At 35.6% G+C, this 14,595-nt stretch carries 16 protein-coding genes; 2 read left to right on the top strand and 14 right to left on the bottom strand.

Annotation, left to right across the window (positions count from 1 at the left end):
• Positions 1-398 precede the first annotated feature (398 nt).
• The 5 genes from RMR19_RS08755 to RMR19_RS08775 all read right to left on the bottom strand — a co-directional run bounded on the left by RMR19_RS08755 (position 399) and on the right by RMR19_RS08775 (position 6,658).
• Positions 399-833, bottom strand: coding sequence for an RrF2 family transcriptional regulator (locus RMR19_RS08755; protein WP_310603110.1), 435 nt, complete (start codon positions 831-833; stop codon positions 399-401).
• 165 nt (positions 834-998) lie between these two features.
• A complete protein-coding gene (locus RMR19_RS08760) occupies positions 999-2,642 on the bottom strand; it encodes an ASKHA domain-containing protein (RefSeq protein WP_310603111.1) in 1,644 nt (547 codons plus the stop codon).
• Positions 2,643-2,718: 76 nt separating this feature from the next.
• Positions 2,719-3,153: an RrF2 family transcriptional regulator gene (locus RMR19_RS08765; RefSeq protein WP_310603112.1), complete on the bottom strand. Its 435-nt coding sequence runs from the start codon at positions 3,151-3,153 to the stop codon at positions 2,719-2,721.
• A gap of 180 nt (positions 3,154-3,333) precedes the next feature.
• Positions 3,334-4,404 (bottom strand): Ig-like domain-containing protein, encoded by a 1,071-nt coding sequence (locus RMR19_RS08770; protein ID WP_310603113.1) that lies wholly within the window; start codon positions 4,402-4,404, stop codon positions 3,334-3,336.
• Positions 4,405-4,555: 151 nt separating this feature from the next.
• Positions 4,556-6,658: a methyl-accepting chemotaxis protein gene (locus tag RMR19_RS08775; RefSeq protein ID WP_442871534.1), complete on the bottom strand. Its 2,103-nt coding sequence runs from the start codon at positions 6,656-6,658 to the stop codon at positions 4,556-4,558.
• Here RMR19_RS08775 and RMR19_RS22150 point away from each other — a divergent pair.
• Entirely contained in the window at positions 6,636-6,692 is a 57-nt protein-coding gene (locus RMR19_RS22150; protein WP_442871536.1) for a hypothetical protein, read from the top strand. The genes RMR19_RS08775 and RMR19_RS22150 overlap by 23 nt on opposite strands.
• A gap of 206 nt (positions 6,693-6,898) precedes the next feature.
• Here RMR19_RS22150 and RMR19_RS08780 read toward each other — a convergent pair whose 3' ends face one another.
• The 3 genes from RMR19_RS08780 to RMR19_RS08790 all read right to left on the bottom strand — a co-directional run bounded on the left by RMR19_RS08780 (position 6,899) and on the right by RMR19_RS08790 (position 8,768).
• Positions 6,899-7,429, bottom strand: a complete 531-nt coding sequence (locus RMR19_RS08780; protein WP_310603115.1) for a hypothetical protein — start codon at positions 7,427-7,429, stop codon at positions 6,899-6,901.
• 236 nt (positions 7,430-7,665) lie between these two features.
• Positions 7,666-8,190 (bottom strand): spore maturation protein, encoded by a 525-nt coding sequence (locus RMR19_RS08785; RefSeq protein WP_310603116.1) that lies wholly within the window; start codon positions 8,188-8,190, stop codon positions 7,666-7,668.
• Positions 8,187-8,768: a nucleoside recognition protein gene (locus tag RMR19_RS08790; RefSeq protein WP_310603117.1), complete on the bottom strand. Its 582-nt coding sequence runs from the start codon at positions 8,766-8,768 to the stop codon at positions 8,187-8,189. Before RMR19_RS08790 ends, RMR19_RS08785 begins: the two co-directional genes overlap by 4 nt.
• Before the next feature lie 627 nt (positions 8,769-9,395).
• Between RMR19_RS08790 and RMR19_RS08795 the strand changes: the two genes are divergently transcribed.
• Positions 9,396-9,653, top strand: a complete 258-nt coding sequence (locus RMR19_RS08795) for an AbrB/MazE/SpoVT family DNA-binding domain-containing protein (RefSeq protein ID WP_310603118.1) — start codon at positions 9,396-9,398, stop codon at positions 9,651-9,653.
• A 175-nt stretch (positions 9,654-9,828) separates the two neighbouring features.
• On the opposite strand, the gene rsmI is transcribed toward RMR19_RS08795, so the two are convergent.
• The 6 genes from rsmI to RMR19_RS08825 form a co-directional block, all read right to left on the bottom strand.
• Positions 9,829-10,674, bottom strand: a complete 846-nt coding sequence (rsmI, locus tag RMR19_RS08800; protein ID WP_310603157.1) for a 16S rRNA (cytidine(1402)-2'-O)-methyltransferase — start codon at positions 10,672-10,674, stop codon at positions 9,829-9,831.
• 84 nt (positions 10,675-10,758) lie between these two features.
• Positions 10,759-11,499, bottom strand: coding sequence for a tRNA1(Val) (adenine(37)-N6)-methyltransferase (locus RMR19_RS08805; protein WP_310603158.1), 741 nt, complete (start codon positions 11,497-11,499; stop codon positions 10,759-10,761).
• Complete coding sequence (locus tag RMR19_RS08810; protein ID WP_310603119.1) at positions 11,492-12,397, bottom strand: PSP1 domain-containing protein; 906 nt, start codon at positions 12,395-12,397, stop codon at positions 11,492-11,494. The genes RMR19_RS08805 and RMR19_RS08810 overlap by 8 nt, the downstream gene beginning before the upstream one ends.
• Before the next feature lie 11 nt (positions 12,398-12,408).
• A complete protein-coding gene (gene holB / locus RMR19_RS08815) occupies positions 12,409-13,395 on the bottom strand; it encodes a DNA polymerase III subunit delta' (RefSeq protein WP_310603159.1) in 987 nt (328 codons plus the stop codon).
• A gap of 78 nt (positions 13,396-13,473) precedes the next feature.
• Entirely contained in the window at positions 13,474-13,914 is a 441-nt protein-coding gene (locus RMR19_RS08820; protein WP_310603120.1) for a YaaR family protein, read from the bottom strand.
• Positions 13,915-13,985: 71 nt separating this feature from the next.
• Positions 13,986-14,594 carry a guanylate kinase gene (locus RMR19_RS08825; protein ID WP_310603121.1) on the bottom strand — a complete coding sequence of 203 codons (609 nt, stop codon included), beginning with the start codon at positions 14,592-14,594 and terminating at the stop codon, positions 13,986-13,988.
• Position 14,595 lies beyond the last annotated feature (1 nt).

Consider the following 14,595-nt stretch of genomic DNA (forward strand, 5'->3'; position numbering starts at 1 on the left):
ACTTGTGTATCTATAAAATATATCTGCAAAACTTCATACCTTGACTTGCTTCTTCACTGCCGTATTAGAACTAAGAAACGATAGCGAAACACCTATAGTACTTCTTAGTGTGTAATTAACAGCCTAGGAAGGCGAGGCATGGACGCCGAGTCAGCCTGAGCTGAGGCAGGATGCCGAATCGAAGGCGTTTCCGCAACTTTTCAATATCTATCATACGCACTTAGAAGTTCTTAGGTGTGTAGCGTGTTTCGTGTTCTAGTACGGCAGCGAAGAAGCTATACAAAGCTACAAAGTTTTGCATCCCAAATGTATCATACACAAGTACATGAATTATCTACAAATAAAATGAATCATTAGAAACGATTAACCTTGTTCCTAATGACTCATTTTATACACGACTAAATAACATAATTATCTGCTTTTGCTAACTCCATCTCCACTAAATCTTCTAACGTATAATTATCCACTACTTTATTGATTGCTTCAAATAACTTTTCCCAAACATAATTTGTAACACTATCGTCTTGCTTATTATAAATGTCCGCATCATCTTCTAAAAACGCAACTGGTGCAAGACTTCCCTCTGTTAATCGTAAAATCATTCCTACTGTATATTCTTTTGGTCGTCTTGCCAAACGGTATCCACCCTGTGGACCTCGTACACTTCTAACATATCCAGCCTTATTAAGGACTGCGATAATTTGCTCTAGATATTTTTCTGAGATTTCTTGACGAGCAGCAATATCTTTTATCCGAATAGTTTCACCTGTATCATTAAGTGCTAAATCTAACATAAGTTTTAAGGCATATCTTCCTTTTGTTGATATTTTCATCCCCTTACCCCTCCTTTTCATTGTATTCATATAAGAATAGTATAATATAGTTTTAACATAAATTCTGTATTTGTCAACCTCTTTTCACAAAATTCTTTATTTAATCTGCATAAATTAAAAGCAACTATCCACTAAACATGAAATAGTTGCTGTAATTATTATTCTTTATTTTTCGAAATTCATACCTCTAATATATTCTTCCTGAAAGGAATCATGCAATGATAATTCTACTTGTCTTGTACTTTCTGCAACCGTTTGGCATTCCTCTTGATACGTTTTCGCAAGTACTGCCATACTAGCTCCTACGCCAGCAGCATTTCCAACGGAACGAATCTTCTCAAGTGAAATATTCGGCAACAATCCAATTCTTCTTGCGCTCCCTATCTTTAGATAAGAGCCAAATGCCCCTGCTAAAAATACACGGTCAAGCGAGTCTTTCGTAATCCCCATCTCTCCCATCAAGATTCGTATCCCTGCAGAAATCGCACCTTTTGCGAGTTGCACTTCACGTATATCTCTCTGCGTAATTACAATAGGTTCTTTCGCATAGCGGTATTGCAATATAAACTGCATACCATCGGAAGTCTTTTGTAACCTCGTTGCTATAACTTTAGATACCCCCACTCTCACAGCTTCTTCAAGCTCAAGAATTCGACCAGTTTCATCTATTACACCAATATCTAACATGGCTGCTATCGCATCAATTAAACCAGAGCCACAGATACCTTCTGCCTCTACACCTTCAATAACCTGCAACTCAACGCCTTGGTTGTGTATTGTAACACCTTCTATTGCCCCTTTGCTTGCTCGCATACCATATTGAATACTAGCACCCTCAAATGCTGGACCCGCTGCCGTTGAACAGGAAACCATTTGACCATCTTTAGCAAGTACAATTTCTCCGTTCGTTCCTATATCAATTGCTAATGTTACACCAGTGTAATTCCTCATATCCGTTGCCACAACCACTGCTGTAATATCAGAACCAACATGCCCACCTATTCCAGGAAGATAGATTATACTTGTCTCATCAGACACCATAAGCCCTGTTTCTTTACCTGTGTACTCCTTTAACCGGTGCATTTCTTTAGGAAATGGTGGCTTTACAAGCTGACTAACATCTCTATTTTGTGCAATTTGGCTCATAGCTGTATTTCCAACTATACAGATTCGCTTTAAGAGCAAATTATCTCCTACACTCTTACCAAACTCTTGTATCATCTCGTTAAGACCGTCTATTATTAGCTCATAAATATGATTTTTACTTTCTTCTGATTTCATACTATATTGAATTCTTGCTATTACGTCCGCTCCAATCGCTCTTTGTGGATTCGTCTTGGCTATTACATGAACAGGCTCACTTGTCTCTAAATTCCACAGAAGTCCAACAACTGTAGTTGTTCCGATATCAAAAGCTACACCAAATCCATTCTCTGTATTCCTATCTCTGTCTTGATGAATTGTCTTCAAGCTCCACTGAGGGAGTTTCATTAACTTACTCTTTCTATCAGTTTCTGCATCTGATTCCCCGGCCATATCTAATAAAGCAATTTTCATATTATCTTGCACAATAAGTTGACATGCAAATCTTACACCATCTTCTATCTCCAATGGTGTAAGACGCTTTTTCTCTTCCAATGTTGCAGGTAGTATTTCACCTGACAATACCTGCACCTTGCACTTTCCACAAGTTCCATTTCCCCCGCATATTGCTGGAATATCTATCTGCTCAGCTCGCAATATATCGAGAAGATTCTCGCCTGCTTCTGCTGAAATTGTTTTGTTGAAACCATGTATTTGTATCTGCATAGAATCCCCCTTCCCAACACGAGACCCAAAAAGGAATATCCACGAAACCACTGTTTCGCAAATATCCCTTTTATCTTTAAATTATATAACTGTCCGCTCTTTCTGTCTGCCATTCAACTAAATCAGCTAATGTATAATTATCAACTACATCTTTAATTGCAGTATATAGCTTTTCCCATAAAATCAAAGTCGCACATTCATCCTGTCTTGCACACTGATTCACTTCATCTTCTAAACATGCCACTGGTGCTAAACTACCTTCAATTAGGCGTAGAATCATACCAACTGTATAGTCTTTTGGATCTTTCGATAACTTATATCCACCTTGTGGTCCTCTTAAACTCTTTACATAACCAGCTTTATTCAATACCGAAATAATCTGTTCCAAATATTTATCCGAAATTTCCTGTCTACTTGCTATATCTTTAATACGAACTGGTTCTCCTGTACCATCTAATGCCAAATCTAGCATAAGTCTTAATGCGTATCTTCCTTTTGTTGATATTTTCACAAAAATTCCTCCTTAATTCCTTGTATTCCAATCTGAATATATAATTACTTCTATTCTACACGCTAGATACCCCTTTAGTCAATCCTGAATCTTTGCGAAAATCAAGGAAAATACTATCAATTTGTTCTTTTTAAGGGGGAGTACCTAAATAACTTAGGCACTCCCCCTTACTTAACTTCTCTATTTTACTACTACGCTTTTCTCTTTACTAATTTGACCTTTAGAATTCTTTGAATTAACTGTAATTTCAGTTGCTTTTTTCAACTTCTTAACTGTTACTTTATAATTACCTTTTCCATCTGCTGTGGCTTTGTAACTTTTACTTCCTACCTTAACAGTTACTGTTGCATTAGGAGCTACCACCCCTGTAATTTTTGTAGAATTTACTGTAGCACCTTTAATAGTTGGTGTTTTCAGATATGCTAAGAATTCTCCCTTGAAGTCATACGTTCCTTCATGTAAAGTAGTGCAGATATAATAAGTTCCCTTAGTAACGTTCCAAGTTATCTTATCTGTTTTCTCACCATCAATGGTTGCTCTTGAAATTACCTTTTTAGAAGAGTTGCAAAGTAAAAGCTCTCCTCCAGATACAATTGTATTCCAACGACCTTTATAATTTCCCATTTCTATTTTAAGGATGCCATCTTTTTCTACTTTTACTTTATGATAGTAAGCAACCTTGTCCATTCCTGGCACAACAATCGTTTTACCTGTAAGCAGATTCAAATCTTTAGCTGGAACAAATCCAAATTTTGCAGTCATTTCCTGTAGGTTCTCATTCATAGAAAAAGATGATGTTACAGAAAATTCATAGTAATAAGTTCCTGGCTTAGAAATACATGCAGCAATCTGTTTTTCTTCGCCTGTCGCATCTACAAATGAACCAATACAATAATTTATCTCTTGATTGGCACTATCTTTTATTCGTGTAGTAACCATATCGCTTACATTTGTAGCATATATCTCAAAAAATAAATACCCTGGTTCATCTATCTGAACTGGAATCCTGATGTTAGCTTGCTTTCCTCCAAGTAAAGTTACATCATACTCTGTCAATTTTGTTTTTGGACTTTGATAAATCTCAGGTACTATACTCGTTACATTTTCCCCATCTAATGTGATAGTTGTTCTATCTGTTGAATGGGTAATCTCTAATTCTTCCGCTTTCGCAACTGCTCCCGTTGATATTGCCAACGCTCCTACCAACAATACAGCCATGCATACGCACAACAAGTTTTTCATCCACTTCATGTTTAAATCCTCCCGTTTCCAATAAATCATTGATATTATAACTATTTTATTGTACCTAGTTTTCTTGTAGAAATCAATTAGACCATCTTCCTAGAGAATTCATAAATATGGTGATTATTAAGTAAGAAAGAGAAGCCATGTTACAAACATTTTATAGTTTGAACTTTACAATAATTTCTTGTAACTGTATTGCTATATTATTTAAGTTCTGTGCAAATTCTGCTGTTTCTTCCATCGTATAGTTAACCTGCTCTGCAGATGCCGTAACTTCCTCAGATGCTGCAGCCGACTGTTCTGAAATATAATCAATATTTTCCATGCTTTCTACAACGGTATTTTTGTTTTCTGCCATGTTATCATTCAGTTCAGAAATCTTTTCTAATCCTCTAAGTAAGCCACCTACTGCTTCCGAAATCTGGTTAAATAGATTTCGAGTAGCCTCAATAGCTTCTTGTTGCTGTGCTTGGAGTCTGTTGCTTTCTTCCATATTACTAGTTACCTGCTGAGAGTTTCCCGAAATCTCCACAATAATAGACTTAATCTCATCAGTTGAAGAACGAGATTGCTCTGCCAGTTTGCGGATTTCATCAGCTACTACAGCAAATCCTCTTCCTGATTCGCCTGCACGTGCAGCTTCAATCGTAGCATTCAGAGACAACAAGTTTGTCTGTTCTGTAATGCTTGCTATCGCATCTGACATATAATTAATCTTTTCAATACTCTTCAACATCTGTCCAATTATTTCACTGGAAGCCTGAGCGTTTTCTCGTGTTTGATTTGACTTCGTTACCAACTCACCCACTACATTGATCCCCTGCGTACTCAATTCATCTGTTGCTTTGGACATCTGATTGATATTTTCCACATAGTCTCTGGTTTCTTCCAGACTCTGAGCCAGCTTTTCTACCTCAACACTAGCATCATGAGTACTTTGAGCCTGTTCCGTTGTACCGCTAGCCACACTCTGGATAGCAAGAGCCACCTGTGATGAAGTCTCCTTCGTATCGTTGGATACCTCTGAAATCTTAGTTGCCACATTTAATACATCTGAGAATTTATCTTCCACTTCTCTAATCAGTACGGATACTGCATCAACCATTTGGTTAAAGTTTTCCTCTAATTCACCTAGTTCATCTCCACGCGTTACTTCCAGACGTCCTGTAAAATCTCCTTCGGCGATTCTACTTGTTGCCACCTGTAAACGTTTAATTGCTTTGGATAGGGATAATGCTACCACAACCGCTATAATAATACCAATTAATCCTCCTATTACGGCAGCAATGATTGTCGATATCAACAGCTGTGTCTTACTAGACGCATTCTCTTTGTCACTTTGAACCATACCCACTAATTTCCAACCAGTAATTTCATCTTCTAGCACAGTTACTAAAAACTTGCTTCCACCAATTTTTTCTTCATATGACTTTACTTCTGCTGTCCACTCTGTGCCATTCTCCTCGGCGTCTGCCTTGGCTGCATCCTGAGCCACGGAATCTGTCAAAAAGTTGTTCCAAAATCCCATATTTGACACATTGTCTTGTATATATGTATTATTATCATTACCTACCAGAATATTGCCATCTGCATCTACCAACAATACAAATCCAGTATTCAATAACCTAATATCCTGTACATATTTCTCAAACATGGTAAAGTCAATGTCCATTCCTACTGCACCAACATTAAGGTCATCCTGTTTAATTTCCTGCGAAACCGTCATTATCATATTTCCAGTCTCGGTATCTACATACGGTTCTGTAAACGTAGAAAAAATATTTTGTCTCTTAGCACTGCCAATGCAGTTCTTATACCATTCTTCTCCTGTCTTGTTTACACCTTGGTCCAAACTCTTATTCGCCTTTACCTTTACAACACCATCAACTTCTTCATCATATAGATATGCATTTACAAAATATCCGCTAGAAGTCGCATAGTAGCATCTCACTGGCATATCCGTTACCTTTAATGATGCTACGAGTGCATCCTGAACGGTACTGACGTTTGTATCAAAATCACCATCATCTTCCAAATGCTTAACCTCTTGCTTACGGGTCAACAAGTCCACAGGAACACTAAGTGTTTTCAGATACACCTGAAAACCTTTTAAGGTTTCTTCCAACGTCTGCTGACTGGTCAGTTTCATGTTATTCTCTAACACTGATGTAACACTAGTATTTACCAGTACTGCACTCAATGTCATGGAAATAAGGATTGCCAGCCAAAAGTATACTATAAGTTTTGTCTTAATCGTCATTCTTTTCATCTTGTCCTCCTATCTGTGTAGTTAATCGCACATTGCTCTATGCCCGATAGTTACCACCCAGCTTTTTCTTTGTATATAGTTTCAATTATAACATTTTTTTGTACTAAATGTAAATGGAGTTTAACAGTTAGCATATAGAGAGAAAAAATCAATGCCAATTTTATCAAATTTACTCTTGCTTTTTTTTCTATCATGCATTATTATATAAAAAAGGAAATGGGTTTGTTACCGTTAGGCTTGCCTAGGCGGGGTGCTCGTTTCCTTTTTTATATTTACAATATCATATAAAAACAATTTATCTTCTGCTGAATGGCGAATTAACATCTCCACATGAAAAACATTATACCTCTCCACTTCTTCACTCTTGCCATATACAGGTAGTGCGAATCTTGAATCATAACGAAACCAGCCAAACTTGGCATTTCTTTGATGCTTACCTGTTAAATTCTCTTTAAATCGCCTATTCGAAGCTATTTCAATTAATTCTGGGATTCCAGATGCCGCATTTGCCTTGGCTTTTGCCAATCCTCCTTTTAAGCGATGCGTATCTTTTGAGCCTTTAAACTCATGAGTCAAGTCTTTCCCAATATACACCAACTCTTTCGTTTCAGCAATCTCAAAAAACTCCCCTATGTATTCCTTAAGATACTCCTCTACCTCCTCCCAACACACACTACGCTTACCCTTAAATCGAATATCATGTATCATGACTATTTTATTATTATTGGAATCCTTGATAATACTTATGTTTCTGTCCTTCATTTTCACCTATGTTCTTTCTTTTATTTATGTTAAATATCTGAGATAATAAATTTACTGCACACAATTACACCACTAAATTTATTAGTCGCTTACCTTTTCATTAAAAATATATAAATTATAAATGGGATTGTTTAAAAATCTTGATTAAAAAGAATGGTATATAAAAAGAATTGAGATTTATTGTAATAATATTACCAAATCCCAATTCCTTTTTCAAGTTATATTTATAATATCCTTTACATAAACCCAGCCAGCACCACACTTGCCACAACTCCCGCAAGCGTTGCAATCAAGGCGCCTGCAAGCGTATATCTAGTTTTCTTAACTTTCGCTGCCATGAAGTAAACTGCCATTGTATAGAAGATTGTCTCTGTACAGCTCATCATTATAGAAGTAAGAGTACCTAGATAGGAATCAGGGCCATATTGCTTGAATATATCAAGTACTAAACTTGTCGCTGCTGAGGAGGAAAACATCTTAACAATTACTAGTGGAACTAATTCTGCTGGAAATCGTAGCAATGTCATAAGAGGTTTTAATAGATTAGACAATATATCAAATGCCCCCGATGCACGCATAATTCCTATCCCGACCATTAATCCTATCAATGTTGGAAGAATATCCACAACTACTTTAAATCCATCTTTTGCACCTTTTGTAAATTCATCAAAAATTGCTGTCTTTGTAAGAAGCCCGTAACCTACTACATAGAAAATAACAAATGGTATCATGTAATCAGATAGATATAGGAGAAATTTCATCTGCTACCTCTCTTTCTTGCAACAATCGAGAATATTACTCCGACACATGTTGAGAATAAAGTTGCCACAATTGCTACTCCCAATATCTCTGTCGGTCGAACAGAACCATATTGACTTCGATATGCAATAATATTCACAGGGATCAATTGCAAGGATGAGATATTGATTATAAGAAATGTACACATATCGCAACTGGCTCGCTCCTTGTTATCATTCAGTGCAGCCAATTCTTTCATCGCCATTAATCCCATTGGTGTTGCCGCCCAGCCAAGTCCTAGTATATTGGCAATCATATTAGAAGCAATATATTCGTTTACTACATGCTCTTTTGGTAAGTTAGGAAATAAAAGCCGTATCACTGGACGCAATCCATTCGTTAGCGTGGCAATTAACCCTGTAGCCCTTGCAATTTGCATAATTCCAGTCCACAGTGCCATAAATCCTAGCATCGTTATACAGAGTGTAACTGCCTCTTTTGTTGAATTTAACGCGGCTTCACTTACATTCGATATATTCCCTGTAAAAACTCCAACAACGATTCCTACTATAATTAAAAATCCCCAAATATAGTTTAGCAAATATCCTCCTTACTCAAATTGTTTCATAAGTCGTCACTGTTCACATAAAGCGTTCACAGTAACTATACGTCAGCAAGATTTCTTACTTGTGCTCCATATTGCCCTTAAAAAACAACATTTCTATACTTATCAATGATTATAATAAATATATTATAGGAGTTTATTTTTTATTCCATAGCATATTTTTCATGTAAAAAATAAAAAAACATTAAATCATTTATTAATTGTATATAAATTTTGCTTCAATTCAGACCACTATTATGAAGCATTTTATTACTTTATTTTACTAAAGTCTTGCCTAAAAACGTTTTAAATTCGACGTTTTACTATTATTTTACTCCTTATGTAGTAAGCTGTATTTGTAAAAAAATATATTTTTTTATCGACACATATTTTCCCATGTTAAATATGTGCTACAAATGGATAATAATATGAATTGACATTATCTAGGTGATGTGTTATTTTATAATAGTATCCTGTATAATTTTCCACGAACAAGGAGAATATGACATAATACGGGGTGCCAATTATTTTAACAACAAAACAGAAGAACTTGTTGTGACATACAGTAGAGCCACTTTAATATCTATTGTTAAAGCCTAAAAAAATCAAAAGGAGAGATTCATTATGAAAAGTACGGGAATCGTAAGAAAACTTGACGAACTTGGTCGTATTACATTACCAATCGAATTAAGAAGAACATTAGGAGTAAGTGAGAGAGATCCACTAGAAATCTTCGTTGAAGAGGATAGAATCATTCTTCAAAAATATGAACCAACAGACATCTTCTCTGGTGAAAAAAGTGAATTATTTGACTTCTGCGGAAAAAAAGTTTCTAAAGACTCAATCGTTCAACTTGCTAAATTAGCAGGAATTATCGAATAGTACATAACTTACTTGTGCATTGGGTAAACTTCTCCCAAGTTTACTGCAAAAAATCGAAAGCGAATATTTCTTTAGAACGCAAAGAACCGATACTCTCCCAATTGTATCGGTTCTTTGTATTTAATGAAACATACATTGCTCTATCAAGAACGATACCTCTTTGTAAAGCGATTCTTTAATCATTATCTATCAGTTGCTGATAGATATCTCTTTTAGAAACTCCACGATCTTTTGCAACTAATTTCATTGATTCTTTCTTATCTTTACCTTGTCCTAGATATAAATCCATATGCTCTTCAATGGTCATTTCTTCCCATTCTTTTTGTTTTTCTTCTGCAATCTGTTTTTGACTAATACCTTCCATTACAATAACACATTCCCCTTTTGGTTCTTGCATCTCATAATGTGCAATAGCTCCTTCTAATGTCGTCAAAAAAGCTGTTTCATGCCTTTTAGTTAATTCTCTACACACAGTTACTTTTCGGTCGCCTAATGCCTCAAATAGCTCTTTTAAAGTACGTACTAAACGATGAGGTGCTTCATACAGAATCGTCGTTCTTGTTTCTTTTCGTAATTCCTCTAATATAAGCTGTTTTTCCTTCTTATCAGATGGTAAGAATGCTTCGAAAGCAAATCTTCGTGTAGACAATCCGGACATTGTTAATGCCGTTATACACGCCGCTGGTCCGGGTAATGACGTAACGGTAATCCCTGCCTCATGTGCTTGTCTTACTAATTCTTCTCCTGGGTCAGATATTCCTGGTGTTCCTGCATCTGTAATTATCGCTATGTTCACGCCTTCTAGCAGTTGATTTACTAGATATCTTGCTTTATCTATCTTATTGAATTCGTGATAACTCGTCATCGGAGTTTTTATCTCAAAATGATTCAGTAATTTTATACTGTGTCTCGTATCTTCTGCTGCTATTAAATCTACTTCTTTTAGTGTACGAATTACACGAAATGTAATATCCTCCAGATTTCCAATCGGAGTCGCACACAGATATAATGTTCCTGACACAATATCCCCTCCCTTTTCATCACTTGCAAAATAACTATTCAAGATTACATCCTTCAAGTTACAATTATATTTATATCGTTCTAGCTAATACCCATAGATATCATAAATCTCATCCGTATATACATTCGGTTCTTTATATACAATCAATGGTGATTCCACTTTTATCATCGATTTTGCGCCTTTAATCGCTTCTATTAGTACCATGTTAGGCTCTTTATCGACATAAGGATAGACTAATTTCATTCGTTTTGGTTCTAGCTTATATTTTGTAAGGCAAGACATAATCTCAACAAGTCGAAACGGTCTATGCACCATATAGAATCGTCCATTTGGTTTTAACACTCTAGATGCTTCACGGACAACATCTTCAAGTGTACATAGCACTTCATGTCTTGCAATTGCCTTTGGCATATCTGGATTTTGTAATCCATGTTGATTTGTCATATATGGCGGATTTGATGTAACTACTTCAAAGGAAGCAGCTCCAAAAATCGAAGATGCTTCCTTGATATCACCAGTTACAATCTGAACTTTTTCTTCTTGCTTATTGAGTAGAACACTTCTTCTCGCCATAGAAGCACTCTCCTCCTGTATCTCTAAACCAACAAATTGTCTGCCTTGTGTCTTTGCCTCTAACAAAATCGGAATGATGCCTGTTCCTGTTCCAAGGTCTAGACAGTTTTCATTTTGTTTGACTCTTGCAAAACCAGATAGCAAAACTGCGTCCATTCCAAAACAAAATTTATTGGAATTCTGAATAATTTGATATCCATTACGATGCAATTCATCAATACGTTCGTCTGGTAGTAACTGTTCCTTATTCATCATCTAAGAGGGATTTTCCTTCCTTTTTCTCAAGCATTTCTAATGCTCGCAACTCATCATCTATTGCAATCTTTTCTTTTCTCTTACGAGGCTTAAATTTTAATTCATCTACTTTGTAATCTCTAGCTTCTTTTTCATCATTTTCAAGTATAACGATGACACGAACTATTTGTTTAAGTACACTTACGCTTTGTACTTCACCTTTTAGTCCATCATTCGTTGTAACGAAATCACCAAGGTTCGGAAGCTTGCTATTTGCTTCTTCATATGCCTCTTCCTCATTCTTAAGACAACACATCAATCTTCCACATACACCTGAGATTTTAGTTGGATTCAATGAAAGATTCTGTTCCTTTGCCATCTTAATCGAAACGGGGGCAAATTCTGATAGGTATGTGTGACAACAAAGTGCTCTACCACAGATACCTATTCCACCAACAATCTTTGTCTCATCTCTAACACCGATTTGACGTAACTCAATTCTTGTTTTGAATACACTTGCCAAATCCTTAACTAATTCTCTAAAGTCAATTCTTCCATCTGCTGTAAAGTAAAATAGCACTTTATTATTATCAAATGTATACTCAGAGTCAATTAACTTCATCTCTAATCCATGTTTCTTTATCTTCTCAAGACAAATACCAAATGCATCTTTTTCTTTTTGTCTATTTTTTAATTCTATCTCATCATCTTCTGGTGTTGCAACTCGAATAACCGCTTTTAGTGGTTGAACAATCTTACTTTCTTCCACATCACGCTTGCCAATTACTACTGTTCCATATTCTACACCTCTAGCAGTCTCTACGATTACATTGTTTCCTTGCTCTATCGCAAGTCCTGCTGGATCAAAGAAATATATTTTTCCCGCTTTTCTAAAGCGAACTCCTATCACTATCATATGCTTCTCCTTTAATTCTCTTTTAATGTAAGCAGCATAAGTTCCATAACGGTATCAAAGTTTACATTTGCATTCAATCGGCTCTTCGCTTTATTCATTGCATTAATTATATTCTCTATACCTTCATAGTCTTTCTTACTTGCTTGTGCTGATATAAACTTATATTCCTCTTTAAATAGTAATAGATTAGGATTTTTTGTCACCTTGAACATAAGAATATCTCTATACCATAGTATCATTAAATCTAAATAATCATTAATCTCAAGTTTATGTGTCGATAAGCTCTTAATTGCTTCCATAATCTCGTACAATTCCATGTCATCAATATATTTTAATAGATGAAGCACTTCCTCTTTTGACTGTGTGAATTCTTCGGAAGACGCATAACGAATTGCTCGTCCTAAAATACCTTGCGAAAATGTTGCACTCATACTTGCCATATAATCCGGAATATTATATTCCTTCATCAAATGCTCTTTAATCGCATCAGAAGATACAGGCTTCAAGTTTAATGTTACACAACGTGATAAAATTGTTGGTAGTAGTTTACTACTGTTTGTAGTAAGCAAAATTATAACTGCATATGCAGGTGGTTCTTCTATTGTTTTAAGAAGTGCATTCTGCGCCTGCTCTGTCATCTTATCTGCATCATCGATGATATATATCTTATATGGACCACTATATGGTTTAATTGCAATATCTCCATTTACTTGCACACGAATATCGTCAACACCAATACTTACTTTTTCATGCTTTACTGAAATTACATCTGGATGATTCCCCGACTCTACCTGCAAACAAGACTTACAAGTATTACATGAGCTTGTCGCCTTTTCTTTGCATTGCAATGTCTTTGCAAATGTATAAGCAATCGTCTTCTTACCCATGCCTTTCTCACCATTAATGATATAGGCATGTGAGACTTTCTCCATCTTAATTGCACTTTGTAAATGTTCAATTATCTGTTCATGTCCAACAATACTACCAAAATCGTACATCATCCCTGCTCCAATCTGTCACACATTTCTTGTTTCATTACTAGTAACTATTCAGGACTTCGTCCTTCCAGTTACAACCTACGCTAGTATATCTAACAACAGACCTCTTATTTCATCTATCTTCGTAAGAATATTAATGTGATCTTTTTCATCTTTAATTAATTCTGTCGCCAGCTCATCTAATGTCTTATCTATCAGTTTTACCATACCATAAACACGATGTCTGCCTCTTTTATCAAGGAAATTCTCACGACTAAACTTATGGGATCGATTGACAACCTCATTCATAAATTCCTTAATTAATTGTCGGTACTTCTTCATATCACGAATATCCATATGTTTTGACAATTTATTTCCATGCTGTGTAATTTCTTGCATCATGAAGTGTAGGCGAGACTGCAAATCTTGTTCTTCTATATTACTAATCAAAGTAAACTTAAAAGAGCCATCATTTTCAGTAACCTGATTTTTTGTCTCTACTTGATTTATATTCTGTAATTGATTTACCTTAATCTCCACTTCTTATCCCCCCTGACACAACCCGAAATCAATTTATGGCTATTTTCATTATAGCATAAATCTGTTTATTATTACACTAAAGTTTTTCTTTCACTTTTATCATTTTGAATATACTTCTTGATTTCTTCGACGCATTCTCTTATATCGTTATTATGAAACCTTTTTTTAATCCCACTTTCTGTTATCTTTTCCTCTGAAAAGTCTTCATTGTCTGCCAAAAATCTTCTGCATAGCTCTGCATATTTGGGATCTAATTGCTCTTTTTCACGCATTAATGCGCGACTTAGACGTTCTCCGTCCTCTACTTCTATATATATCGGTACAACTCTTCCCTCTCCATAGTACTTTTTGATTTGATTATAAGCTTCTAGTGTATTAATAAACAAATAATCCGTTTTTGACAGCTCTATTTGTCCATCATTAACCGTAAAGTAATTCCATGGACCATGTATCGTGTTGTATGTGCGATATTCTATTATCTTTCCGTCTATCTTTAATTTCTCAAAGTCTTCATCTGTAACAAAAAAGTACTCGCAACCTGCCTCTTCTCCATTTCGAATTGGTCTTGTTGTATATCCAACCACTGTTTGCAGATGAAGTTTCTCATCTTCTTTCAAATATTTAAATATAGAATCTTTTCCAGAAGCACTTTTTCCAATTACTACATATATCTTACCCATT

Origin of the sequence: Anaerosporobacter sp. (genome assembly GCF_031551385.1) — a bacterium.
Lineage (GTDB): Bacteria > Bacillota > Clostridia > Lachnospirales > Lachnospiraceae > Anaerosporobacter.